This window comes from Mucilaginibacter sp. 320_HR (assembly GCF_059691875.1).
Window position 1 is genome coordinate 503,008 of record NZ_JCAWAI010000003.1, and the last position, 23,406, is coordinate 526,413.

Below are 23,406 nucleotides of genomic sequence, written 5' to 3' on the forward strand. Positions count from 1 at the left end.
CAGGAACGTTCGGGTAGTACAAGCATTGCCTAAGCACTAACTTTAACAGAACGTAACGTAGCCGGCACTTTTCTTTGGTTCGTTTCTTTTGGTGTCAAAAGAAATGAACATCCACTAACGTTGATAAGGCAGAACCATTTCTCATAAGCACTACTTACCACCAAAAACGCTACCTCGCAGGCACTTTTAAGCCCAACGCTTCTATATAACCTTTTTGTGGTTTACAGTTGGCAAACTTGCAGTTCTCCAGTAAAGCATAAAGCGCCTGCTTAATTTTCTCGCGATCTTTTGGTGCAGCGTCGCGGATATTTTTGAAGGTTGTACGCGGTTTTTGCGTATAGTCAATCACTTCCTGGTAACCATCAGGCTTATCAAAGCTCATAATACCACGGCTGCTGTCCAGCTTTTTGTATGGCCAATAATGCCAGCCTATGTTGTTCTTTTCGCATACCAGGCGAAAGTCCCGCACCCACTCGTCGGTATTTTCGCCGGTCTCGCCTACATAGATGGGTACGTTATACTTGTCACGAAAATCGATGTATTCCTGTACAACTTTTACAGAAGCATCTGTCCAATACTTATGAAAAGTGTAAACCAGTTTAGGGTCAAACGGCTTTCCAAATATTTTAAAGTTGCTATCCCATTGTGCGCCACCTAAAAAGATGATGTGATTTTTATCTACAGAACGTACGGCAGCCGTAAGCTCTTTGTAAACAGGCTCCAGGTGTGGGTTAAGGTCGTTCACATCGAAGTAGTGTGCAATAGGTTCGTTCAACAAATCATAACCCATAACAGTCGGCTCATTTTTATAATGATCTGCAATGCGCTTCCAAATTTGAGCCGCCTGTGCACGGCTTGCAGTACTTTTGAACAGGAACGGGTAGCCAAAGCCGTCGTCTATGTTGTCGCCGGTCTGGCCGCCGGGCGCACAGTGCATATCCAATAGTACGTACAAATTCTCCTGCTTGCACCATCCAATCACCTTGTCCAGCAATGCAAAGCCACGGTTAGGGTCATTGCCGCCCATGTACTCCTCGGTAGTGAACATGCGGTAGTTGAACGGTATCCGTATAGAATTCATACCTGATGCCTTCAGAAAGTGGATATCATCGCGTGTAATATAGTTCTCCAGGAATTTTTTCCAGAAAAGCTTAGCCTCTTCCGGACCAACCAGTTCGCTTATCGCCTGGTTAATAAGCCGGTGTGAGCTGGCATCCTCAAATTTGAACATGTACCCTTCAGGAACCAGCCAGTTACCCAAATTGGTGCCGCGAATAAGGAAGGGCTTGCCATCTGTACCAATAACATCTTTGCCTTTGGTAGAAATAAATTTTGTTTGTTGTGCGGAAACATTGCTAATGCTTGTATAAAGCAGAGCCAGCAGAAGTAATACTTTTTTCATTAAAACAGGTAGACTTTATTTATCAATCATTTTGTAAAAATGCACATAATCTACATCCATAGTAGTAGGAAAGGATGTATCATCCACACCTTTTTGCCCGCCCCAGCTGCCGCCAACCGCAATGTTTAAAAGCAGGTGAAAGTTTTGATCATAAGGCCAGGTGGCCGATCCGCCATTATTATTTACGTAAGTAAATACCAGGGCATCATCATAATAGCCGCGGATAGCGTAAGGTGTCCAGTCTACCCGGTAAAGATGATAATCAGTACTGGCAGTGGCAATCACTTTAGAATCGCCTTTACCATTAGCTCCGTTGTAGGTTTGATTATGCACGGTAAAATGAACATTACCGGGATCAAACCCCACCATTTCCATAATATCTATTTCGCCGCTGTTTGGCCAGTTGCCGTAAGCATAAGTATCTGGCAGCATCCATATTGCCGGCCAGGTACCCGTGCCGGCAGGCAGCTTTGCTTTTACCTCCACACGACCGTACTTCATGGTGCCGGCCCCTTTAGAAACCAACCGGGTAGATGTATAGTTAAGCCCGCCCATGGCTTCCTTCTTTGCAGTAATGGTTAGTTTGCCTGCCGCAATAGCAACATTGGCCGGCGTGTAATATTCCAGTTCGTTATTACCCCAGCCACCACCACCGTTGTCATAACCCCAGCTTGCAGTATTTGGCGCACCATCAACATTAAATTCATCTGCAAAATAAGGTGTGGTTTCAAATGCCCAACCTTTATCTTCAACAGTTGCCGGGGGTACAACTGTTGGCGTCCGGGGGGTGGCATCATTCTTTTTACCGCAGCTAAAAAAAGCTACAGACAAAACTGCACATGCCAGTAAAGCACGGGAGATATTCATAAGCGGTAAGAGTTTATATTGGTGTGTAAGCAAAACAAATATAACCATTTTAAGGGACATATTTAAGGGCTGTTGTTGGTTATACATTAGCAATGTGCGTTATTTGTTGCCTATGAAAGCTTTGATTAGTAAAATGCGCTACGTGGTACTACTGGTAACAGGCCTGGTAGTAAGCAGCGGAGCATCTGCGCAGGTTGTAAGGGTAGCTATAGCCGCCAACTTACAGCCGGTGATCAAAGTGCTTCAGCAGGATTTTAAAAAGAAGACAGGCATACTTATAGAACCGGTATCAGCGGCGTCTGGCACCCTGGCTACGCAGATAAGGAACGGAGCGCCATTTGACATTTTTATGTCGGCTGATACCGAACTTCCGGAAGCGTTATTCAAGGATGGCTTTGCCTCCAGTGCGCCCGTTGTTTATGCGCGGGGCATACTTATTTTATGCAGCCGGCGCAAGATCTCATCTAAAAAATGGTGGGACATTTTACTGTCAGACAAAGTAACGCGTTTTGCCATAGCAAACCCGGCTGTGGCGCCATATGGTAAGGCTGCAGAGGCGGCTTTGAAACGGCAGGGTGTTTACGATAAGCTAAAAAGCAAAATGGTTGTGGGCGAAAGTATTGGCCAGGTAAATACATATATAAGCACCGATGCTGTGAACGCCGGATTTACAACCCTTTCTTTTTTTAGGGAGAACAGCAGCAAAATACCCCTGGTAGGTTGGACTATCCCGGAAAACACTTATCCACCAATTGAGCAGGGAATGATATTGTTGAAAGGGGCTGAAGACAATGCTGCCGCGATTAAATTTTATAAATACATTTTTACAGCAGAAGCTAAAAAGCTAATTGTTAAATATGGTTACCATGTATTGTAACTGATGGATCTTACCCCTATTTGGCTTACCCTTAAACTCGCCGGTATTACTACACTCCTGCTGCTGGTTGCGGGCCTGCCGCTAGCCTGGTGGCTGTCTGGCAGGCGGTCTTTTGTTAAGATCATTGTAGAGGCGTTGATCACCATGCCCCTGGTGCTGCCGCCGTCTGTACTCGGCTTTTACCTGCTGCTGGCTTTTAGCCCCAGCAGAGGCCTGGGTAAATGGCTATACCAAACGTTTGATGTGCAGTTTGTATTCTCATTTAAGGGACTGGTGATTGCATCTTTAATATACAGCCTTCCGTTTATGATAAGCCCGGTTAAATCGGCACTGCAACAGCTGCCGTTATCGCTTTCACAGGCATCGTATACATTAGGTAAAAGCAAGTGGCAAACCTTTTGGCACGTGCTGCTTCCCAACATAAAGCCCTCACTGTTCACTGCTGCGGTACTAACGTTTGCCCATACCTTAGGCGAATTTGGCGTGGTGCTGATGATAGGCGGCAACATACCCGGTGTAACACGCGTGGCCTCCATAGCCGTGTATGATGCCGTAGAGCAACTGGACTATACGGCAGCCAACAACTACTCGCTGGTGCTGTTCGCTATTACCTTTGTTATGGTGACAGGGGTATTCATTTATAATAAGTATCACGCAAAAAGCCCTTTAGAATGATAGTTCTCGATATAGAAAAGAAGCTAAAGGCGTACAGCGGCACAGAGGTGCTGCGAATTAAAAAGCAGTTTAACACAGGAAGTATTAACCTGATCACCGGGCCTTCCGGAGCGGGCAAGACCACCTTGTTAAAGATGATAGCCGGATTGATTAAGCCGGACAATGGCCACATTGTGGTAAACGCACAAACTTGGTTTAATGCTGCAGAAAAAATAAACCTTACGCCTCAGCAACGCCGCACGGGGTTTGTTTTCCAGGACTATGCGCTGTTCCCGAACATGACGGTAAGGCAGCACCTCGACTATGCAACTACCGATAACGACTGGATAGGACAGCTACTTGCAATAGGCAAACTAAACGCCTTTGCCAATCATAAGCCCAACCACCTTTCGGGCGGACAGCAGCAGCGGCTGGCGATTTTACGGGCACTGGCCATTAAGCCAGCAGTTTTGCTGATGGATGAACCCTTTTCTGCACTGGATGTAAAAACCAAGACAGAGTTGCTTGCTGACCTTAACAACGTGTTTAAAGAGCTGGGCGCAACCGTGCTTATAGTGAGCCATAACCCACAGGAGTTGAAGGAAATTGCAAGCAATGAATTATTAATAGGAGAAGACTATATTTTACCTTTCCACTGAGCAAGGCTTGCAATAATACCCTCTGTAGTTGCATCGAAGCGAATGAAAGTATTATCCTGCGGGTGCGCGTTGTAAAGCTTGATGTACTCCTCAAACATCACCAGCGGATCGTTAGTGATAAGATCGGCAATCGCACCTGTACCGTTAAATTGTTGCAGCTTTTTTGCAATTTCATAACCAACATAGTAGCCGGCTTCATCATAGGCGGTGGTAAAACCAATATTGTAAAGTTCGTTATAAGCGTGCGTTGCTGTATCAGCGTAGGCTTTAAACAGCATTGTTTCAACAAGTACAAAGTTCTGACGCTTACGCCCTAAATTCTTGTTAACCTCTTCCAGCTCTACTTTGGTAAATGGCTCTGGCTTAGCAATTCTGGTTATATCGCCTACCAGCGTAGCGGTGCCTTCACTCCATATGTTGTAAGCAATGGCCCATGATGCCTTTGCGTTGTAAGGGATTCCTTTTTGAGCGTTAATTTTACGCAATGTGCGGCCAGCATCCTGTATCGAATGGTAGAGTTCGTGGGCTACCAGGTATTTTAACCCTTCGTAATCGTTTCCAATTTTTTGCAGGGCTACGTTAAAGATGCTGCCATCATTCAGCACGAAGCCCAGCGATCCACCACCTACCAGAAAGCATGCCCTTACATTAGCATTAATGCTGGCTGGCGTATATGTTTCTATTGTCCTGGTTACATCGGCAATAAAGCTCTTCTGATCTGCCGCCAGTTTGTTGATGAGTAAACGTATTTGAGGCAAGTTCGCTTTTACAAGTTTCCAGTTATAGTTGTCGTCGCCCTTGATTGTACCGGTCTCTATAATCTCTTTCAACGTGCTTTTAAACTTATCTTCGCCGGCGCCACTGTAGCCCTTCACCTTAGCAATAAGCTGTTTACTGCCAAAAGCCTGAGCAGCATTTGTTAACTGCTCATCGGTAACCTTTTTACCGGCAAGTAAACCAGTAATTATACGGGCACTTTCAAAGTCCACTGTGACGTTGATCACAGGCCCGGTTTTTATTTGTCCTGCAACACTTACTCCATAAAAGCATAGCAGCAGTAAGGTCATTGTGTACTTTTTAATCCTACTTAAACACATTTCTTTTTATTGAACTTCTTCTACTGCAATTTTAAGTAAATTATGTAAGTACCGGCGCCCGGTTTTAAAATCTCCGGCAGATGTCATCTGAATGCTTTCGGGCAACTCGTTTATGCCTTTTCCATTCTTCTCCGTGATGATAAATACCTTGTCGCCAACAGTAGTATTATAAAGCTCGTTCCAGGAGTATATTACCTTGTAGCCATCTGCGCCGGTGCAAACAAAGTAAAAGCGGCTGAGCAGTTTAGGGCTGCTGCTTTTGTATTTAGTGTGTGATAGTACATCCCTCAGCAAAACGCCTTTCAGATTGTCATCCTTATGCTTCAGTGCGCCGGTATGGTCAGTTACGTTTATGTCGCCGATTACAACTGTTTTATATAGCTTAAGCGAGTCCGGCGTAATTAACGATCCCTTCTCAACAGCACCAGTAATAGCAAACTGTAATGTTTGTTTGGGAGCAGCATCCTGCGCGGTCGCGTTTAAAGCAACGGCAAGAAAAAGAATAAATAGAATGTTCCTCATGGCGTAAATCCTGTATTTGCAAAGTAGCAATTTCCGGTCAAAAGAAAAGGGGCGTTGCCGCCCCTCATCAACAAAAACAAAAACGACCTCCCAATCATTTTCCGCTTTGTCGTTAATGCCGGGCAAACCTTACATAATATTTAGTTTTTATTCAGAGCATCGTTTACCTGAATTTCGAGCTGCTTTTTGTAGCTGTCATCCAGTGTAATTTCCTTCGGTTCTGCTCTCAGAAGTGCTTTAATCATCTCATTAATTTTAGCACTTTGCTTTATATAGAGCTTGCACACATCGCATTGCAGCAGGTGTATGCGTAATTCCACACTTTCGCGTACGGTTATCTTGCCCAACATACGTTTGTCTATCAGGTAAGTGGCCTTGCGGCAGTTATATACTATATTCTTTAGTTTGCTCATTTATATCCAGTTTTTCTGAAGGCAGGCCCTCAGGTTCAGCTTCGCACGATGTATAATCACCCAGTAATTAGAAGGGCTTATCTTCAGTTCTGTGCAAATAGTTTCTGTTTCCTCGTCATCCAGGTGCTTCATGGTAAATACCGATGCCCACAATCCTGGCAGCTTCTGCATGCACTTCTTCAGTACAGAATCAAACTCCTTTGTATTCAGCGCATCCTGCTGATCGAGCCCGAAGGGTTGTGGCGCATGCTCAGGCATCCAGTGCCCATCATCGCCAAAGAAATCTTTGTCCCTGGTCGTATCAACATTCAACGGCGTTGTTTTTAGTCCTGATGAATTCTTGCGGTAAACATCCATTATCTTATTTTTCAGTATCGCGGTAAGCCAGGTACGCTCAGAACTTTTTCCCGCAAACCTGTCAAGACCCTGCAGACCGGCAAGGAAGGTTTCCTGTACAAGGTCGCGCGCTTGTTCCTCGTCGCGTACGCGAGTTATCGCGTAAGCGTATAAATAGTCGGCATAGGTTTTTACCCAATTGCGCGGCTCGGGCTGATGATCGTTGGGAGGCATCGTCATAGTATCGGTCGTATGATAAAGCTTTGTCGTAAAGACTTGTAAAACCTTACAAGATCTTTACATTTTTATTGAGATTGGCGCTTGTGCTATTACGTAAATTAAATAGAGCTAAATAAATGTAGCTTTATTTGTAAGGAAATTAAACGCACAGCTACTAAGCGGTATAAATACATTCACATGAAACCTTTGAAAATACTTCCGCTGATTATAACAATACTAACCCTTGGCTTTATAACTGCCGCGTTCGTAAAAGGCACACCTAAAGAACACGTAACTAAACTTAGTACAGATAACAAGGGCTTTGCCGTTGTAGAACTGTTTACGTCCGAAGGTTGCTCCAGCTGCCCGCCTGCCGATGCCGTTATAGCTAAAATAGAAAAAGAAATTAAAGACAGGCCCATTTACATTTTAGCCTATCACGTAGACTATTGGAACCGCCTGGGCTGGAAAGATCCGTTCAGCAGCGCCGATTATTCTAAACGTCAAAATGCTTATGCCAACTGGCTGCGCACTAGTTCGGTGTATACGCCGCAGATAGTTGTCAATGGCCAAAAAGAGTTTGTCGGCTCGCAGGAAGGTACGCTGCGCAATGCCATTACCGCGGGCCTTAACAAACAAACAACAGCAGAACTTACGTTGGCTGATCCCAAGATCTCAGCTACCGGTATCAGCGTTAATTATAGTGCAAAACAACCCTCAGCAAACAGCTCGCTTGTTGTTGCGCTAATAGAAAAGAACGCCACAACCGAGGTAAAAAGCGGCGAGAACGGCGGGCGTACTTTATCTCACGTACAGATAGTAAGCCAGCTTAAAAACGTTAGCCTAACCGCTGATAAAGCCGGTCAGGTACAATTTACACTACCAAAAGGTTTTACCGGCAGCAAGTACGAGATAATAGGTTTTGTGCAAAACACAACTACCGGGGAGATATTGGCAGCAGCAAAATCGGCGCTGCAAACGGGCATGATGGCAAGCAACTAAATAATCTGATATTTGCAATACACGACGAGCCTCACAATGAAAGCAATTAAAGAAAAACATTCGCTGCTAATGCGGTGGACCCACTGGGTAAACTTCCCGATACTCACCATTATGATATGGAGCGGGCTGCTTATCTACTGGGCTAACGATGAATACTCCATTAAGCTGTTCGGCCATACCTATTACCGGTTCTTTCCGCAGGGCTTTTATAACGCCCTGCATGTGCCGCGCCGCCTGGCAGAGGGAATGTCCTTTCACTTTTTGTTTATGTGGTTTTTCGTCATAAACGGTATCCTCTATGTCTTATACACAATGATATCCGGCGCGTGGAGGGAATTGCTACCCAACCGGCACTCCTTTAAAGAGGCCTGGCTGGTACTGCTGCATGATCTGCACATCCGTAAAATGGCGCCACCGCAAAAAAAGTACAATGCTGCACAGCGTATTGCCTATACAGCTATCATTATAATGGGGCTTGGTTCGCTTATTACCGGCCTTGCAATTTACAAGCCGGTGCAGTTTAACAGGCTTACCTGGCTTTGCGGCGGGTACCATGCCGCCCGGGTAGAACACTTCGTTTTAACAATAGGATACGTACTTTTCTTTATTATTCACATTGTACAGGTAATACTTGCAGGCTGGAACAACTTTCGTTCGATGATCTCCGGCTTTGAAGTTGTGAACGAAGCCCCCACACCGGCCGTTGCGCCACAAGCCCCTGCAGAAGATGGAAAATAAGGCAAAGCAAAAGAAAGAACTTACAGTGGATCAAAAGATCCGTCGCCGCAACTTTATATCGTTCGGGGTTTTTGGTGTATTATCCGCTGCCGCTTACGAAGGCTGGCGGGCACTTTATACCGCCCCTAAAGAAGTATCCGGCGTTACATCAGGGGCTAAGGCACCGCTGCGAAAAGCACTGAATAAAACAGAGCTCTTCTTCCGCAATTTCTTTAGCAACAATCACCTGGTTAAAACCTATCCTAAAGAAATGGCAGCAAAGCAGGTGCGCCATAACAGCGATATAGGCAACGGCGGCGCGGCACCTGAAGACTGGGCACTGCAGGTAAAGAAAAGCACCGGTGAATTGCTGAACATAACCATAGATCAAATAAAAGCCCTGCCTAAAACTGAGATCGTGTTCGACTTTAAATGCGTAGAGGGCTGGGACCAGATACAATATTGGGGAGGCGTTAAGTTTATCGACTTTATAGAACATTTTGGCCTGGCTAAAGAAACACAGCTGGACTATGTAGGTATGATGACGCCTGACAAAAAGTACTACGTAGGCTTAGATATGCCCAGCGCGATGCATCCGCAAACCATTCTTACTTATGAGATGAACGGCAAGCCCCTGCCTGCTAAACATGGCGCGCCGCTTCGGCTGATCATCCCCGTAAAATACGGCATCAAAAACTTAAAGCGAATTGGCAGCATAACCTTCAGCAACAACCGGCCTCCCGATTACTGGGCAGAACAGGGGTATGATTATTATTCAGGGTTGTAGCGACTATTTACAAACAGTCTCTAAAAACCGCAACGTCAGATAAGTAGATAATTGTCCGCCCGGGCTGTTTACGTTATAATCAAACCCGTGTGTTGCCCATGGCAGTTGCACCAACAAGTGTGGTACTTTGTTTTTAGATAACACCGAATCCAGCTTTGTGCTGTGTAGCGGTGATACCAGCACGTCATTATCTCCATGTATGATGAGTGTGGGCACAGTGCGCTCATTTACAAACAACACCGGTGAAGAAGCAGCGTACTTATCAGGCATTTTCTCATATGCATCGCCTATATAGTTTTGCATCACCTTCCTTGAATTCATGATCAACGGATTTGCCGGTACAGAATAGCCCCACACCATATCTGCAGGTCCATAAAAATCTATTACTCCTTTTATGTTTTTATCAGGACGCGCATAAGCAGCAAGCAAGGCTATCTGCGCCCCTGCCGACCGTCCTAAAAGCACAAACCTGCCGGTATCTATATTCAGCTCTGTCGCATTTGCTTTTAAATAGTTAATTAAATGCCTCACATCTTCAACCGGAACCGGATTCCGGTATTTCGGGGCGAGGTGATAGTTAATAGACGCCACATTGTAGCCACGTATAGACAGGTAGCCATTTAGCCCTGGTAATTGCCTGCTGTTGCCACCACTCCACGAGCCGCCATGAACAACCACCACGCAGGGCTGTTTTTGTTGTCTACTATTGCGGTAGTAATCAAACGTAAGATGAGATGCACTGTCGTAGGTGATGGTTTTAAATGGCACCGCTGGCGTACCTTTTAATAGTTGCAAAAAACTAAATGGTTTATAGGACATTGCTTTAGCTTCCGTGGCTTTAAAGGCGCTGTTGAAAGCTTTGGGCAGACGTCTTGCGACAGACCAGGTGTTAACAACGGGATAAAGAAATAGCGCAAAAGCAATTAAAGCTATTAACACTGCAGGTAAACGATATCTTCTTAGCGAAATAAGAGATAGCAGCAGTATAAACGTTACTCCGGCAAATACTAGCGGATAGGAGTTAACAGCTACTGCCAGCATCCATACATGGTATTCGGGAGCGCCGAAAACAACCAGTAACGACACCAGGAACAGCAACACGCTTAAGATCAGTCTTACCATAAAGGCTGCAAAATAAAAAAGCCGGACAAAAGATCCGGCTTCCTCATTGTATAATGTCTAGTTAAACCAAATTCTGTTTGATATAAGAATAGCTTTTAGTGATGCTGTCGAACGGATCGCCCGGGCAAATATCCTGTTCGTTAAAGAAATAGTCTAAACCTGCTTTCTTAGCTTCTTTAAAAATGTTTTTAAACGGAATTACCCCGTTACCAACTTCGGTAAACATTTGTTTAGGGGTTTTATCCATATCCTTTACGTGCCATAAAGGGAAACGTTTAGGATAGCGGTTGAACAATGCAATAGGATCTTGCTTTGCCTTGTATATCCAGTAAATATCCATCTCCATCTTTACCAGGTCAGGATCGGTATTGTTCAGCAGCATTTCGTACGGGTATTTGCCGTCTTCCTGCTTAAACTCAAAATCATGATTATGGTAGCACAACTGTATACCTGCTTTTTTGCAAATTTCGCCGGCATGGTTCAATTTTGCCGCAGTCTCTTTGTAGTGGCTTAATGTGCCGCGTTCGTTATCTAAAAGATAAGCGCAAACCATGTACTTTAAACCTACTGCAGCAGCGTCGTCAACCGCTTTCTGCCATTCGTTTACAATGGTTCCTTTAGTGTTCGGCATACCTTCGCCCAGCATATAGTGTGCGCTTGGCATTATAAGGCCATTATCCTTCAGTGTTTGCTTAAACTCTGCAGGCTCCATCCCGTAAAATTTTTGCGTACCTGTGTAGGTAGCGCCCTCAACAGAGTTAAAGCCAACGCCCGCAACTTTAGCGAGGGTTGCCTTAGGGTCTTTACCCATAGCATCACGCACGGTATACAGCTGTAAGCCAATGTATTTTTTGTTGCGTGCGAAAAGCTCGGGCGACATCATAAGCCCTGCGCCAAGCATCGCCGAAGTTTTTAGGAACGAACGTCTGGAAGTCATTTTATTTAGTGTTTAGTTGGTTTGTTGTGTAAATGTAACGCATTGACATTTACAATCAAATAGACCACACAAATTTTACAAGGTTTAATTAGCCGCAGGGCGTGGCTTATTATCCTTTTTATTTCCTTTATAACGGTTAGGCCTGCGCCGTTTGTCGTTCTTAGGCCCATCGTGCGGCCTCTCCTGTTTTGGCGCCTCAATAGACTGCAGCTCTTCCGGCAATTCTTTTGGCTCCAGCGTACGCTCTATCAGCGCCTCAATGGTTTTAAAGCGCCGAAGGTCGCGGTCGTTTACAAATGTTATAGCAGTACCCTTGGTGGCTGCCCTTGCAGTACGGCCAATGCGGTGTACATAATCCTCCGGATCGGGTGGTACGTCGTAATTTATTACTAAGTCTATCCCTTCCACATCAATACCGCGCGAAAGCGCATCGGTACCAATAATTACAGGTAGTTGCTTGTTCTTAAACTTTAGCAGTATCTCTTCGCGCTCGTTTTGCTGAAGGTCCGAGTGGAAGGCGGCAACACTTAAATTGGCTTGCTTGAGTTCCTTGTATATCGCCCTTACAATTTCCTTTCGGGACGCAAAAACAATGGAGCTTAAATAGCCGCCTTCTTTAAGTATTTTCTTCAGCAGCGGCATCTTCTGACCATCGTGAACGCGGTATATCTGCTGGTCAATACCTTCTGCAGGTTTTGAAATCGCGATATTGATCTGCTGCGGATCGTTAAGGATAGCCTTAGCAAGGGTACGGATGCGACCCGGCATAGTTGCCGAGAAAAGCAGTGTTTGCCGCTTTTTAGGCAGATAGCTAATGATGCGCATGATGTCGTCCTGGAAACCCATGTCAAGCATGCGGTCTGCTTCGTCCAGCACCAGGTGGGTAACGGTATTAAGCTTTAACACGCCTGATGTAAGGTGGGCTATGAGCCTGCCTGGGGTGGCTATCAAGATATTCACATTGTTCTGAATGCCGCGGCGCTGCTGCTCGTAAGCAATACCATCTCCTCCGCCAAATACGGCAATAGAGCTAATGCCTGTAAAATAGGCCAACCCTTCTACCTGCTGGTCTATCTGTTGGGCAAGCTCGCGGGTTGGTGCCAATACCAGCGCGCTAATGTTATGCTTATGTGTGGTAGCTATGTGGTTTAGCACCGGCAGCAGGTACGATGCCGTTTTGCCGGTACCTGTTTGCGCGCAGGCTATAAGGTCGTCACCGGCCATTATAGCAGGTATTGCAAGTTCCTGTATGGGGGTTGCATTGGTGTAGCCCATGCTTAGTACCCCTTCTAGTAGTTGTTCGTCAAAATTAAATTCCTGGAAAGTCACTTATCGTTATTATGGTAAAAGTGCAAGATAGGTATTTTGTTGGTTTAATAGTAAATACGGCTTGTTATGTCAGGTAAACGTCTCTTTTCAATTCTGCACAGGTGTGTCAAAAACAATAATTGTTAAAGGCTGTAATTTTACCGGGCAACATAGCCCGCTCTTAATTTAATAATGTCTGCTAAATTTATACCCCTTAAAACGTCGGTAATTGCCTTTGTTTTAGTCCTGCTCTCTGCCTCCCGTCTACTTGCTACCAGCGTTGACACCATTAAGGTGCAAGGCACAGCCATACGGCAAGATACCATAACCAGCCTGATCGCGACACGCCTCATTAACCGGGACTTCAACGACATCTACACACAAAATTTGCGGTCATCCACCTTCGGCAATGAATACTTCCAAAAAGTAAAAACTCAGTTGGTGGCAGATGTGGTTGCCAACTTTGTGGTTTACAGCACCCCTAAGTCGCGTTTATTCATAAATGCTTTTACCAGGGTAAAAATCAGGCTGCTTGCAACACCCGGGGCACCGGTAAAATCACCCAGCTATATGCCCGGCATACAGCTTTTCTACCGGTTAAATCATGATGTCTACCATCCGGAGTTCCTTTCAGGCGGTTACACCCATCACTCCAATGGGGTACGCGGGCCAACAGTACTTCCTGATGGCCGTTTTAATGTAGACAGTGGCAAGTTCTCTACCAACTTTTACACCCTTAACTATACAGTGGGTAAACGTACTGATAAAACAAACCGGATCATTAATCAATATAAAACCGTTGGAATTGAGTTACACAGCGGCCTGTTCGGTAAAGGTTATGCTACCGGCTTACCAGGCAAATATGGGTGGGTACGCGTTAATGGCAGCTATATGCTTAACATTGCAAAAAGCTATGAAGATCCAATTAAGAAGGATAGCAAACTCTTTGAAAACTGGCAACGCCTGCAAGTAGACCTCACTTATATAGCCGACAAATACAACGGCTACGGCGCCTTCGACATCAAAAAACGATTGAACATTGGGCTTAAATATTACTACCATCTGCCATTCCTGAAAGATGTAGCCGTTATGGGTGGCGGTGGGTACCGCGGCCAGGACGATTACAACTTCTCCTTTCAGGACAGCTACGGGTATGTAACTGTTGGGCTTGCTTCTGGCCTGTCTTTTTTGTTGAGTAGGTAGCTTCGGGTACTTTAAGCGTTAAGTTTATTGGGCCATATTGGTTAAGTGTAACTGTAATTTTTTCGATTGATTTAGCGTTATTTAATCAGCAATCGAAATAAATATTACTTTAGCAACCAGTTAACACAGCAGCCCCATTTGCTGCTAAACCAAATTACCCATGAAGAAAATACTTTTGAGCGCGTTCGCGTTATCAGCATGCATGCTCACTGCATCTGCACAAAAAACAGTTAAATTATTCGACGGAAAAACCACCAAAGGATGGCACGCTTACAACAAGCCGGGCACCGGAGGCTGGGGCGTAGTTGACGGCGCATTGCAGCTTGACCCAAAAGCTACTGACGCAGCCGACCTTGTTACTGATGGCGAGTACGAAAACTACGAGCTTACCGTAGACTGGAAAATTGCAGAAGGTGGTAACAGCGGTATCATCTTCGGGGTGCATGAAGATCCTGCGCTTGGTGCTACTTACCTTACAGGTATCGAAATGCAGGTTTTGGATAACGAAAAGGCTGAAGACAACAAAAAACCAAGCCACCTGGCAGGTTCATTATACGATATGAAAGCTGCGCCTGCAGCCGCTAAGCCAGCCGGACAGTGGAATACTGCTAAAATACGCAAAGACAAAGGCCACCTTACCTTTTGGCTTAACGGCGTTGAGACCGTTAACGTACAAATGGGTAGCCCCGAGTGGACCGAAATGCTAAACAACAGCAAATTTAAAACCTGGGATAAGTTTGCCAAATACCCAAGCGGCCACATCGCGCTACAAAACCATGGCGCAGTGGTATCTTACAAAAACATTAAACTTAAACAGTTATAAGCTAAGGCTTCCACAAGCAATTACAGAGAGCACGTAAGATAAATATGGAAGATATTCAGATAAAAAAATCAGCCACAACGTATGATGTTGTTATTGTAGGTTCTGGCGCAGGCGGTGGTATGGCCGGGTATGTACTGGCTAATGCAGGAGTTAAAGTATTGATGCTGGAAGCCGGCGCTTACTTTGACCCCAAGACGGATTCACAACAATTGAAATGGCCATGGGAGTCGCCGCGTCGTGGCGCAAGTACAACCCGCCCGTTTGGTGACTTTGACGCTGCTTACGGCGGCTGGGAAATTGACGGTGAACCTTACACTACCAAAGATAAAACAGAGTTTTACTGGTTCCGTTCGCGTATGCTTGGCGGCCGTACCAATCACTGGGGCCGTATTTCCCTACGTATGGGTCCTCATGACTTTAAAGCTAAAGACGGCCTTACAGATGACTGGCCAATCACTTACGATGATGTAAAACCTTTTTACGATAAAGTTGACCGACTAATAGGTGTATACGGCACCAAAGAAAATCTGGAGAACGAACCTGACGGTATCTTCCTGACACCGCCAAAACCTCGTTTGAACGAAATATTCATTACCCAAAGCGCGCGTAAAGCTGGTGTTACTACTATCCCTGGCCGGGGTTCGGTACTTACCGAGGCGCTTCCGGGCAATAAAGACCGCGGCCAGTGCTTCTTCTGCGGACAATGTGGCCGTAGTTGTAAAGTATACGCAGACTTTTCGGCTTCGTCATGCTTGGTTATCCCGGCTATAAAAACCGGCAACCTTAAAGTGATCACCAATGCAATGGTGCGGGAGATATTGACCGACAAGAATGGTATTGCTACCGGCGTGTCTTATATTAATAAAGAAGACATGCAGGAGTACCAGGTAAACGCTAAAACCGTTGTGCTTGGTGCAAGCGCAGGTGAGTCTGCACGTATTCTGCTTAACTCTAAGTCATCTGCACATCCGGGTGGTCTAGCCAATAGCAGCGGAGTAGTGGGCAAATACCTGCATGATTCTACAGGTTCAAGCGCTGGCGGTTTTCTGCCGCAATTAATGGACCGTAAGCGTTACAACGAAGACGGTGTGGGCAGCGTACATATTTATTCGCCCTGGTGGTTGGATAATAAAAAACTAAACTTCCCTCGTGGGTACCACATAGAATACGGCGGCGGCATGCACATGCCATCTTATGGTTTTGGCTTTGGTATGGAAGGCATGAACGGCGCAGTAGCAGGTCGTGATGGTAAAATAAAGCAAGCCGGAGGTTATGGCGCTTCTCTTAAAGATGACTACCGCCGTTTCTTTGGTACAGGCGTTGGCATGGCAGGCCGAGGCACTGCTATAGCCCGTAAGGAGAACTACTGTGAGATTGACCCGAATGTGGTAGATAAGTATGGTATCCCGGTACTGCGCTTTAACTACACCTGGAATAACGACGAAATTAACCAGGCCAAACACATGCAGGACACATTTGAGGAGATACTGCACAATATGGGTGCTATACATGGCCCGAAACAAGGCCCTGAAACCAATTACGGTTTAGAGGCGCCGGGTAAGATCATCCATGAGGTAGGTACTATCCGTATGGGCGACGATCCAAAAAAATCAGCGCTTAACAAGTACTGCCAGGCTTGGGATTGCCCTAACCTGTTTGTGGTAGATGCCGCTCCGTTTGTACAGCAAGGCGATAAGAACGCCACCTGGACCATCCTGGCATTGAGCATGCGCACAGCAGAATACATTTTATCGCAACGTAAAAAACTTAACGTATAAGCCATGAACAGACGCGACTCCCTAAAAGCCCTTGGCTTTGGTACATTATCGGCAACGGTATTGCTTGACGCCTGTAAACCTACAGACAAGAACGCTCCGCAAAGCACCGAACAGGCTAACGAAGCTACTGCCGGCCGCCAGCCCGAAGAAGTAGAACGTGACAAAAAGCTACAGGCAGAGAAATATTTTAACGAGCATGAGATGGCAACTATTGCTATCCTTGCGGATATCATCATTCCTAAGGATGGTAAGTCTGGCAGCGCAACAGACGCTAAGGTGCCCGACTTTATTGAATTTATTGTAAAAGACATTCCCGACCATAAACTGCCAATGCGTGGAGGTATACGCTGGCTGGATACACAGTGCCTGCACAGGTATGGTAAGGCTTTCACCGCATGCTCGGAAGCGCAGCGCCTGGAAATAGTAGACCAGATTGCTTATCCTAAAAAGGCAAAGCCCGAAATGCAGCAGGGTGTCGCCTTCTTTAACCGCATGCGTGACCTTACCGCAACTGGTTTTTTCACCAGTGAAATAGGCATTAAAGACCTGGGATTTGCCGGGAATGCACCTAACCGCTGGCAAGGTGTACCTGCTGATGTATTAAAGCAATACGGGCTGGAAAACTTTGTTATGTAATACTTGCCGCTATGCTAATGGAGGCTTCTTAACAAAAAGGGTGGACAAGTATATTTGTTCCACCCTTTTTAATTTTGACCTTTAGCAAGTAAAAAGACAAAACCCGAAGCTAAAACGCCCTGGGCTTGCCTCTTACATCACCCTCTATTTGATGTTCCTTACCGAATCTATATCAAACTTGTTGTTTTCTGTTTGCGGTTGTCCGGATCAATTATCTATTTTCTGTCCAAGGCTGTATTTATCTTACTTGTTTCTAGCTGCCTTACATCCTCTGAGCTTGTTTACGCATAAACTCATAGAAGGTTTGCTCCGCTGGGCTTGGCTGGTAAATAATCATTTCAGCTCACTTCAACCACTGATAAGTACCACTCCTCGTGTGGATACAATACTCTCATTCACTTAGATTATTACAAGTTTGGCAAGTTTGACGTATAGAATTAATTATTGGTTACATGCAGTTACATAAAAATGAGTTAAATTGTACCGCCAATATAAAATCATGTATTTTATACTCTCCAAAGTGCTCTACATCCTTATACTGCCGTTTTTGTGGGCCTTTGGCATGTTGGTTTACGCCATCATCACCAAAAGTCCTAAAAAACGGTATAAGCTGCTTATTGCCGGCGTGGCATTGTTATATGTGTTTGGCAATCCTTTGCTTTTAAACCTTTACGCACGCGGATGGGATGAGGAACCTTATAATCCCGGCAACAGAAAATTCAGCTGCATTATTTTGTTAGGTGGCTTTGTTTCTGAGGACGAAAGCGGGCATGGTTTTTTAAACGACTCTAAAGATCGTTACACGCAGGCTACCCTGCTGCTAAAAAACAAAACAGCATCTCACTTGCTCATGACCGGCGGCAATGGGAACCTGAACCCTTCGGCTTTTTCGGAAGGGGCGTATGTCCGCGAACTTTTACACAAACAAGGCTTTGTAGACTCTGCCGTTTTGATTGAGAGCAAAGCACGCAATACTTTTGAGAATGCATCTTTATCGCACGCAATTATTAAAAAAGCAGGTTTAAAGCCGCCCTACTTGCTGGTAACCTCTGCTTTTCACATGAAACGTGCTGAACTTATATTTAAAAAGGAAGGCTTACAGGTAGTTGGTTACCCATGCGACTATAAAACATTAAAGAGTGCCTTATCTTTATACGACTTTTTACCCTCCTCTGTCACGTATGATAAGTGGAACCTCTATATAAAAGAGCTAATAGGCTACGTTGTAGCTGTACTAAAATAACTATGAAACGACTATTTATACTCGCTGTCTCGGCTTCAATTTCGTTTAACACTGCGTTTGCACAAAAGCCGGTGAGCAAAACAACATCAGGCAATCCCATTTTTCCTGGATGGTATGCAGATCCGGAAGCTACCATTTTCGAAAAACAGTATTGGATCTATCCAACATATTCAGACAAGTACAACAGCCAGGTACATTTCGACGCCTTCTCCTCGCCCGATTTGGTACACTGGACCAAGCACAGCAACGTACTTGACTCATCAAACGTTAAGTGGGCAAAAAGAGCAATGTGGGCGCCGGCAATTGTAAAAAAAGAAAACAAATACTACTTTTTCTTCGCCGCAAACGACATACAGAATGACGAGACTGTAGGCGGGATAGGAGTAGCTGTAGCCGACAAACCAGAAGGCCCGTTTAAAGACTATTTAGGTAAACCACTGATAGATAAGTTCCACAACAAAGCCCAGCCTATTGACCAGTTTGTGTTTAAAGATGACGATGGGCAATACTACATAATTTATGGTGGCTGGGGTCACTGTAACATTGCCAAACTTAAAGCTGATTTTACTGGGATATCTACCTATAAAGATGATATATCCTATCAGGAGATTACCCCTGAAGGATATGTAGAAGGCCCGGTGATGTTTAAACGCAACAAAAAGTATTATTTCATGTGGTCTGAGGGCGGCTGGACTGGTCCTGACTATCGTGTAGCATATGCTATAGCTGATAACATCAACGGTCCGTTCAAGAGAATAGGCACTGTACTGGCGCAAGATGCTAAAGTTGCAACCGGTGCAGGCCACCATTCGGTAATTAATGTACCAGGAACAAACGACTGGTATATTGTTTATCACCGTCGCCCTTTAACCGAAACAGATGCTAACCACCGGGTAACCTGTATAGACAAGATGATATTTAACGCCGATGGCACAATTAAGCCCGTTATAATTACCAACGAAGGGGTAACTGCCAGAAAGATAAAGTGATGCCTAAAACTTTGTGAGGGGTATATGCAATATTGCCGTATTCATAATTGCCTTAACGGCAGTATGCAACAGCTATGCACAAGCTCCAAACATCACCTATCCGGATCAGAGCTATAAAAAAGGCGTACCAATAACTCCGGTATTGCCTGTTAACACAGGAGGCGCGGTGCCTGCAACGCCTTTTGGCCAGGTGACAAATTACGCCGGCGGAAGCACACTCCCCGGCTTTGTTAATGCGCACCGGCTTGCTGCACGTTTTAACGCGCCTTATGATATTAAACAGGACGCCAGCGGCAATTTGTACATAGCCGATGCGGGAAACAACGTAATACGTAAGATTGATGCCGCCGGCGATGTAACCACCTATGCAGGTACAGGTGTAGCTGGCAGCCTGGATGGTGCAAGGCTCCTGTCAGCTTTCAATGGACCAACAGGTTTGGTTTTTGACAAGGAGGGGAACCTGTTTGTTGCCGACCGCAAGAACCACACTATTCGCAAAATAACACCCGACGGAAGTGTTACAACGCTGGCAGGGCTTGCCAATGCATCCGGGTTAATAAATGCTCAAGGGGAATTCGCGCGTTTTAACCTGCCTACAGGTATAGCTGTTGACGATAACGGAGGCTTGTTTGTAACCGACTATGGCAACAATGTAATACGGCATGTTGCACAGGATGGTAATACCAATGTAACATCGGGAAGTGGCGCCAGTGGGTGGACAGATGGCAGCAATACCATTGCGGCATTCAACAATCCAAACGGCATAGTTAATATTGGTGCCGGCATATTCTACATTACCGATGCATCGCACATACGTTCCATGGACAACGACGGCAACATAGTTACTGTGGCCGGGAACTTTTTTACAGGCAGTGTGGATGGTTATGGTAAAGGAGCACTATTAAACGGTTGCACTGGCATGGTTAAGGATGCTGCAGGCGTAGTGTTCTTCACCGACCGAACAGGTTCTTCTATACGCAGGTTTGATCCTTCCGGTGAAATAAAAACAATAGCAACAGCGCCGTTTGTTGCACCCGCCGGATTAACAATTGACAAAGACGGAGTATTGTACGTTGCCGATGAAGGTGCACATGTTATACGTACCGTTTATACAACGGGTTATTCAATTAGCCCTGCATTACCTGCCGGGCTGATATTTGATCGCACTACAGGTCAGATAAGCGGCACTCCTACAGAGACGAGGCAATTATCCAACTACACCGTAATAGCTTATAACACCACTGGAAAAAGCGTGTTTGGTTTTCAGCTAGAGGTACGCGAAGCAGTGCTTAAACCACAGCAAATAACGTTTGGTCCATTACCTACAGTAACTGTTGGTGATCAGGACTTTCCACCGGGTGCAACAAGCAGCAATCCAAACATTCCCATAGAATACGAGAGTAGCAATCTTAATCTTGCTTTTATATCAAATGGCAAAATACACATGGTGGCACCTGGAAAAGTCACCATTACTGCCAAACAACGCGGCGACGTTGACTATGCTGAAGCTACTCCGGTACCACAAGAGCTCACCATCTTACCACCGCCTGAGCTGGACAAACCCGACGTGGTTGCCAAAGCCGGTCCGTTTGTGTTTGCATTAGATAAGTTTGGAACACTTACTTTAACGCCCGATCAACTAGCTACGATCACGCCGGGCCCTCAAAAACCTGATATCACCAAAACCATCAGACCAACCGGCACTTTTACATGTGAGGATCTCGGTGAGCAGGATATTACTGTCGGCGCGGGTTACGGCCCCGATCCGGCCGACCCGCTTAACGCGCAATTTGACCAGCCCGCGGCACTTGCCTTTGACAGGTTTGGGAACTTTTACGTTACGGATCAGGCTTTTTATAAAGTAAGAAAGTATGATCTCGATACACGCGTTACCACTATAGCCGGGGGCATCTCAGGCTTCAGGGATGGTAATGGCGGTAACGTTGCCTTTGGCAGAGGGTTATCTTCAATCGCTACAGATTCTCACGGGAACATTTTTGTGTGCGACTATTTTAATAACGCCGTACGAAAGATAGACCCCGATGGCAATGCTACAACGTTTGCGTTTAATGAGCTTAAGACAGCTAATGGTGGTAATTTTGCCGCAAATGCCATAGCGGTTGACAAAAACGACAATATATTTGTTGCGAACGCCACTAAAATATTCAGGATAACGCCGGACGGAAGTACAGTAACGTTATTTGCCGGTAGCGGAAACGCAATCAATTTAGATGGTGTTGGCGCGACTGCGAGCTTTAGCGGTATACGAGGTCTGGCGTTTGACGGCTCTGGCTTTTTATACGTAAGTACCAGCGACCTCAATAATGTAAACACAGTAAGAAAAATAGCAGCCAGCGGCGCTACCGCTACAATTATTTCATTGCCTTACGCAGCTAACTTCACTCGCCTTGTAGTAAATAGTAAAGGGGTCATCTTCATTGCATCATCGCTGCCGGTTATATATCGCCTTACCGATGCAGGGGATTTTACTAAATACGCCGGCGGTCAGGAAGGCTTTGCCGATGGGCCGAAAGCTACAGCACAATTCAGGAATCCGCAGGGGATTGGCATAGATAGTAAGGACAATATATACATCGTTGATTCAGACAATCACCGCATCCGGATGATCTCGACAACAGGCAAAGTAACCACCATAGCCGGTAGCGGAGAGCCTGGTGACAAGGACAACACCAATAGGAGCAATGCTACCAAAGTTACTGTAAAAGTAAAGATTGTTAGCGCGCTTAATATAACAGGTACGTATGCCGATGTTAACATGCCGGTAGCTCCGCAGTGCCCTGCACTTTTGCCAGATTACGCAACTAACGCACATGCAGAAAGCACATGTGCACACAATATCACTATAACGCAATCGCCGCAGGCTGGTGCCACAATTGTTGCGGGGCAAACTATAAAAGTAACACTCACCGCCACCGACGATTTAGGCCAATCGTCAACTGCTAATTTTAATGTTAATGCAATACCTGTTGCTTCACCTACGGTGACTATAGCGCCTGTTAGTAGTGCGGTATGCGATGGCTCGCCTATTACATTCAAAGCTACAGCGGCTGATGAGGGAAACAGCCCGACATTTCAGTGGCGCGTTAACGATGCTTTACAAGCTGCAACAGGCAGTACCTTCATTTACAACACGCCGGCCAACGGCGACAAAGTTACCTGCACGGTGTTAAACACCGATTACTGCACCGACATACCATCAGAGCAGCCTGCGCTATACGTAGTTTCTACTGAAGCGTCCATTGTCACCGCTCTGATTATAACGCCTTCTACGACCGACGCGATATGCCCAGGTGTGGCACTTTCTTTTACGGCCGTGCCGTTAAACGTGCAAACCGCAACACAAACACCGGATTATCAATGGAAAGTAAATGGCGATTTAAAAGGCAGTAATTCGGCAACTTTTACCAGCACCACCTTGCGCAATGGCGATATAGTAACTTGCCAGATGGACAGCCATGTAAAATGCTCTGCATTGCCAATAACTATATCTAACCCGATAACTGTACAGGTAAAAACAGATGCCGAATGCGCCATTACCATTGCCAATACTTTCACCCCAAATGGAGATGGGCGTAATGATCTCTGGGATATCCCGGAGCTTGTTAACTTTCCCGACTGCGTGTTCTCTGTATATAACCGCTATGGTAAAGTAGTCTACCGTTCCATTGGCTATACTAAGCCATGGGATGGCACTTACAGCGGTAACCGGCTTGCACCCGGTACTTACTATTATCTTATAGACTTAAAAACAGGCAGGCCACCACTTTCTGGTCCGGTAACAATTCTGAGGTAGT

At 45.6% G+C, this 23,406-nt stretch carries 22 protein-coding genes; 13 read left to right on the top strand and 9 right to left on the bottom strand.

The window, feature by feature from the left end:
* Positions 1 to 169: 169 nt before the first annotated feature.
* Complete coding sequence (locus AC59GT_RS12800) at positions 170 to 1,402, bottom strand: glycoside hydrolase family 5 protein (protein ID WP_497238001.1); 1,233 nt, start codon at positions 1,400 to 1,402, stop codon at positions 170 to 172.
* Positions 1,403 to 1,417: 15 nt separating this feature from the next.
* The gene (locus AC59GT_RS12805; RefSeq protein ID WP_497238002.1) at positions 1,418 to 2,269 is read right to left on the bottom strand and encodes a glycoside hydrolase family 16 protein; all 852 of its coding nucleotides are present in this window, start codon (positions 2,267 to 2,269) and stop codon (positions 1,418 to 1,420) included.
* Between the two features lie 112 nt (positions 2,270 to 2,381).
* On the opposite strand from AC59GT_RS12805, the gene modA reads away from it, so the two are divergent.
* Genes modA through AC59GT_RS12820 form a run of 3 tightly spaced genes read left to right on the top strand, consistent with a single transcriptional unit; the run spans position 2,382 to position 4,459 of the window.
* Complete coding sequence (gene modA, locus AC59GT_RS12810; protein WP_497238003.1) at positions 2,382 to 3,146, top strand: molybdate ABC transporter substrate-binding protein; 765 nt, start codon at positions 2,382 to 2,384, stop codon at positions 3,144 to 3,146.
* Positions 3,147 to 3,149: 3 nt separating this feature from the next.
* A complete protein-coding gene (gene modB, locus AC59GT_RS12815) occupies positions 3,150 to 3,821 on the top strand; it encodes a molybdate ABC transporter permease subunit (protein ID WP_497238004.1) in 672 nt (223 codons plus the stop codon).
* Positions 3,818 to 4,459, top strand: a complete 642-nt coding sequence (locus AC59GT_RS12820; RefSeq protein WP_497238005.1) for an ATP-binding cassette domain-containing protein — start codon at positions 3,818 to 3,820, stop codon at positions 4,457 to 4,459. Before modB ends, AC59GT_RS12820 begins: the two co-directional genes overlap by 4 nt.
* Here AC59GT_RS12820 and AC59GT_RS12825 read toward each other — a convergent pair.
* The 4 genes from AC59GT_RS12825 to AC59GT_RS12840 all read right to left on the bottom strand — a co-directional run bounded on the left by AC59GT_RS12825 (position 4,438) and on the right by AC59GT_RS12840 (position 7,067).
* Entirely contained in the window at positions 4,438 to 5,526 is a 1,089-nt protein-coding gene (locus AC59GT_RS12825) for a DUF5700 domain-containing putative Zn-dependent protease (RefSeq protein WP_497238006.1), read from the bottom strand. The genes AC59GT_RS12820 and AC59GT_RS12825 overlap by 22 nt on opposite strands.
* Positions 5,527 to 5,562: 36 nt before the next feature.
* The gene (locus tag AC59GT_RS12830; protein WP_497238007.1) at positions 5,563 to 6,078 is read right to left on the bottom strand and encodes a hypothetical protein; all 516 of its coding nucleotides are present in this window, start codon (positions 6,076 to 6,078) and stop codon (positions 5,563 to 5,565) included.
* A 140-nt stretch (positions 6,079 to 6,218) separates the two neighbouring features.
* Entirely contained in the window at positions 6,219 to 6,491 is a 273-nt protein-coding gene (locus tag AC59GT_RS12835; protein WP_497238008.1) for a hypothetical protein, read from the bottom strand.
* Positions 6,492 to 7,067 carry a sigma-70 family RNA polymerase sigma factor gene (locus AC59GT_RS12840; protein ID WP_497238009.1) on the bottom strand — a complete coding sequence of 192 codons (576 nt, stop codon included), beginning with the start codon at positions 7,065 to 7,067 and terminating at the stop codon, positions 6,492 to 6,494.
* Between the two features lie 177 nt (positions 7,068 to 7,244).
* Here AC59GT_RS12840 and AC59GT_RS12845 point away from each other — a divergent pair, with 177 nt between their 5' ends.
* From AC59GT_RS12845 to AC59GT_RS12855, 3 genes are read left to right on the top strand one after another with little or no spacing between them, the layout of a single operon-like run.
* The gene (locus AC59GT_RS12845) at positions 7,245 to 8,048 is read left to right on the top strand and encodes a DUF1223 domain-containing protein (protein ID WP_497238010.1); all 804 of its coding nucleotides are present in this window, start codon (positions 7,245 to 7,247) and stop codon (positions 8,046 to 8,048) included.
* 36 nt (positions 8,049 to 8,084) lie between these two features.
* On the top strand, positions 8,085 to 8,786 hold the full coding sequence (locus AC59GT_RS12850; RefSeq protein ID WP_497238011.1) for a cytochrome b/b6 domain-containing protein: 702 nt from the start codon (positions 8,085 to 8,087) through the stop codon (positions 8,784 to 8,786).
* Positions 8,776 to 9,552: a molybdopterin-dependent oxidoreductase gene (locus AC59GT_RS12855; RefSeq protein WP_497238012.1), complete on the top strand. Its 777-nt coding sequence runs from the start codon at positions 8,776 to 8,778 to the stop codon at positions 9,550 to 9,552. Before AC59GT_RS12850 ends, AC59GT_RS12855 begins: the two co-directional genes overlap by 11 nt.
* Positions 9,553 to 9,555: 3 nt before the next feature.
* Here the strand turns inward: AC59GT_RS12855 and AC59GT_RS12860 are convergent, their stop codons facing one another.
* The 3 genes from AC59GT_RS12860 to AC59GT_RS12870 all read right to left on the bottom strand — a co-directional run bounded on the left by AC59GT_RS12860 (position 9,556) and on the right by AC59GT_RS12870 (position 12,940).
* Positions 9,556 to 10,674 carry an alpha/beta hydrolase fold domain-containing protein gene (locus AC59GT_RS12860; protein WP_497238013.1) on the bottom strand — a complete coding sequence of 373 codons (1,119 nt, stop codon included), beginning with the start codon at positions 10,672 to 10,674 and terminating at the stop codon, positions 9,556 to 9,558.
* A 61-nt stretch (positions 10,675 to 10,735) separates the two neighbouring features.
* Positions 10,736 to 11,611 carry a TIM barrel protein gene (locus tag AC59GT_RS12865; protein WP_497238014.1) on the bottom strand — a complete coding sequence of 292 codons (876 nt, stop codon included), beginning with the start codon at positions 11,609 to 11,611 and terminating at the stop codon, positions 10,736 to 10,738.
* 84 nt (positions 11,612 to 11,695) lie between these two features.
* Entirely contained in the window at positions 11,696 to 12,940 is a 1,245-nt protein-coding gene (locus AC59GT_RS12870; protein WP_497238015.1) for a DEAD/DEAH box helicase, read from the bottom strand.
* A gap of 171 nt (positions 12,941 to 13,111) precedes the next feature.
* Here AC59GT_RS12870 and AC59GT_RS12875 point away from each other — a divergent pair, with 171 nt between their 5' ends.
* The 7 genes from AC59GT_RS12875 (at position 13,112) to AC59GT_RS12905 (ending at position 23,405) form a co-directional block, all read left to right on the top strand.
* Positions 13,112 to 14,122 carry a hypothetical protein gene (locus AC59GT_RS12875; protein WP_497238016.1) on the top strand — a complete coding sequence of 337 codons (1,011 nt, stop codon included), beginning with the start codon at positions 13,112 to 13,114 and terminating at the stop codon, positions 14,120 to 14,122.
* A 160-nt stretch (positions 14,123 to 14,282) separates the two neighbouring features.
* The gene (locus tag AC59GT_RS12880; RefSeq protein ID WP_117383396.1) at positions 14,283 to 14,945 is read left to right on the top strand and encodes a 3-keto-disaccharide hydrolase; all 663 of its coding nucleotides are present in this window, start codon (positions 14,283 to 14,285) and stop codon (positions 14,943 to 14,945) included.
* Positions 14,946 to 14,989: 44 nt separating this feature from the next.
* On the top strand, positions 14,990 to 16,723 hold the full coding sequence (locus AC59GT_RS12885) for a GMC family oxidoreductase (RefSeq protein ID WP_497238017.1): 1,734 nt from the start codon (positions 14,990 to 14,992) through the stop codon (positions 16,721 to 16,723).
* Between the two features lie 3 nt (positions 16,724 to 16,726).
* Complete coding sequence (locus tag AC59GT_RS12890; RefSeq protein ID WP_117383394.1) at positions 16,727 to 17,359, top strand: gluconate 2-dehydrogenase subunit 3 family protein; 633 nt, start codon at positions 16,727 to 16,729, stop codon at positions 17,357 to 17,359.
* Between the two features lie 499 nt (positions 17,360 to 17,858).
* Positions 17,859 to 18,602, top strand: coding sequence for a YdcF family protein (locus AC59GT_RS12895; protein ID WP_497238018.1), 744 nt, complete (start codon positions 17,859 to 17,861; stop codon positions 18,600 to 18,602).
* 2 nt (positions 18,603 to 18,604) lie between these two features.
* The gene (locus tag AC59GT_RS12900; protein WP_497238019.1) at positions 18,605 to 19,591 is read left to right on the top strand and encodes a glycoside hydrolase family 43 protein; all 987 of its coding nucleotides are present in this window, start codon (positions 18,605 to 18,607) and stop codon (positions 19,589 to 19,591) included.
* Between the two features lie 13 nt (positions 19,592 to 19,604).
* Positions 19,605 to 23,405 carry a T9SS type B sorting domain-containing protein gene (locus tag AC59GT_RS12905; RefSeq protein WP_497238020.1) on the top strand — a complete coding sequence of 1,267 codons (3,801 nt, stop codon included), beginning with the start codon at positions 19,605 to 19,607 and terminating at the stop codon, positions 23,403 to 23,405.
* The last annotated feature ends 1 nt before the right edge of the window (position 23,406 follow it).

Bases quoted from the DNA above. Each gene is read 5' to 3' on its own strand.
- AC59GT_RS12890 (WP_117383394.1), top strand. From the start codon at position 16,727: ATGAACAGACGCGACTCCCTAAAAGCCCTTGGCTTTGGTACATTATCG.
- AC59GT_RS12820 (WP_497238005.1), top strand. From the start codon at position 3,818: ATGATAGTTCTCGATATAGAAAAGAAGCTAAAGGCGTACAGCGGCACA.
- AC59GT_RS12800 (WP_497238001.1), bottom strand. From the start codon at position 1,402: ATGAAAAAAGTATTACTTCTGCTGGCTCTGCTTTATACAAGCATTAGC.
- AC59GT_RS12845 (WP_497238010.1), top strand. From the start codon at position 7,245: ATGAAACCTTTGAAAATACTTCCGCTGATTATAACAATACTAACCCTT.
- AC59GT_RS12900 (WP_497238019.1), top strand. From the start codon at position 18,605: ATGAAACGACTATTTATACTCGCTGTCTCGGCTTCAATTTCGTTTAAC.
- AC59GT_RS12855 (WP_497238012.1), top strand. From the start codon at position 8,776: ATGGAAAATAAGGCAAAGCAAAAGAAAGAACTTACAGTGGATCAAAAG.
- AC59GT_RS12850 (WP_497238011.1), top strand. From the start codon at position 8,085: ATGAAAGCAATTAAAGAAAAACATTCGCTGCTAATGCGGTGGACCCAC.
- AC59GT_RS12825 (WP_497238006.1), bottom strand. From the start codon at position 5,526: ATGACCTTACTGCTGCTATGCTTTTATGGAGTAAGTGTTGCAGGACAA.
- AC59GT_RS12840 (WP_497238009.1), bottom strand. From the start codon at position 7,067: ATGACGATGCCTCCCAACGATCATCAGCCCGAGCCGCGCAATTGGGTA.
- AC59GT_RS12860 (WP_497238013.1), bottom strand. From the start codon at position 10,674: ATGGTAAGACTGATCTTAAGCGTGTTGCTGTTCCTGGTGTCGTTACTG.
- AC59GT_RS12885 (WP_497238017.1), top strand. From the start codon at position 14,990: ATGGAAGATATTCAGATAAAAAAATCAGCCACAACGTATGATGTTGTT.
- AC59GT_RS12895 (WP_497238018.1), top strand. From the start codon at position 17,859: ATGTATTTTATACTCTCCAAAGTGCTCTACATCCTTATACTGCCGTTT.
- AC59GT_RS12865 (WP_497238014.1), bottom strand. From the start codon at position 11,611: ATGACTTCCAGACGTTCGTTCCTAAAAACTTCGGCGATGCTTGGCGCA.
- modB (WP_497238004.1), top strand. From the start codon at position 3,150: ATGGATCTTACCCCTATTTGGCTTACCCTTAAACTCGCCGGTATTACT.
- AC59GT_RS12835 (WP_497238008.1), bottom strand. From the start codon at position 6,491: ATGAGCAAACTAAAGAATATAGTATATAACTGCCGCAAGGCCACTTAC.
- modA (WP_497238003.1), top strand. From the start codon at position 2,382: ATGAAAGCTTTGATTAGTAAAATGCGCTACGTGGTACTACTGGTAACA.
- AC59GT_RS12830 (WP_497238007.1), bottom strand. From the start codon at position 6,078: ATGAGGAACATTCTATTTATTCTTTTTCTTGCCGTTGCTTTAAACGCG.
- AC59GT_RS12805 (WP_497238002.1), bottom strand. From the start codon at position 2,269: ATGAATATCTCCCGTGCTTTACTGGCATGTGCAGTTTTGTCTGTAGCT.
- AC59GT_RS12875 (WP_497238016.1), top strand. From the start codon at position 13,112: ATGTCTGCTAAATTTATACCCCTTAAAACGTCGGTAATTGCCTTTGTT.
- AC59GT_RS12880 (WP_117383396.1), top strand. From the start codon at position 14,283: ATGAAGAAAATACTTTTGAGCGCGTTCGCGTTATCAGCATGCATGCTC.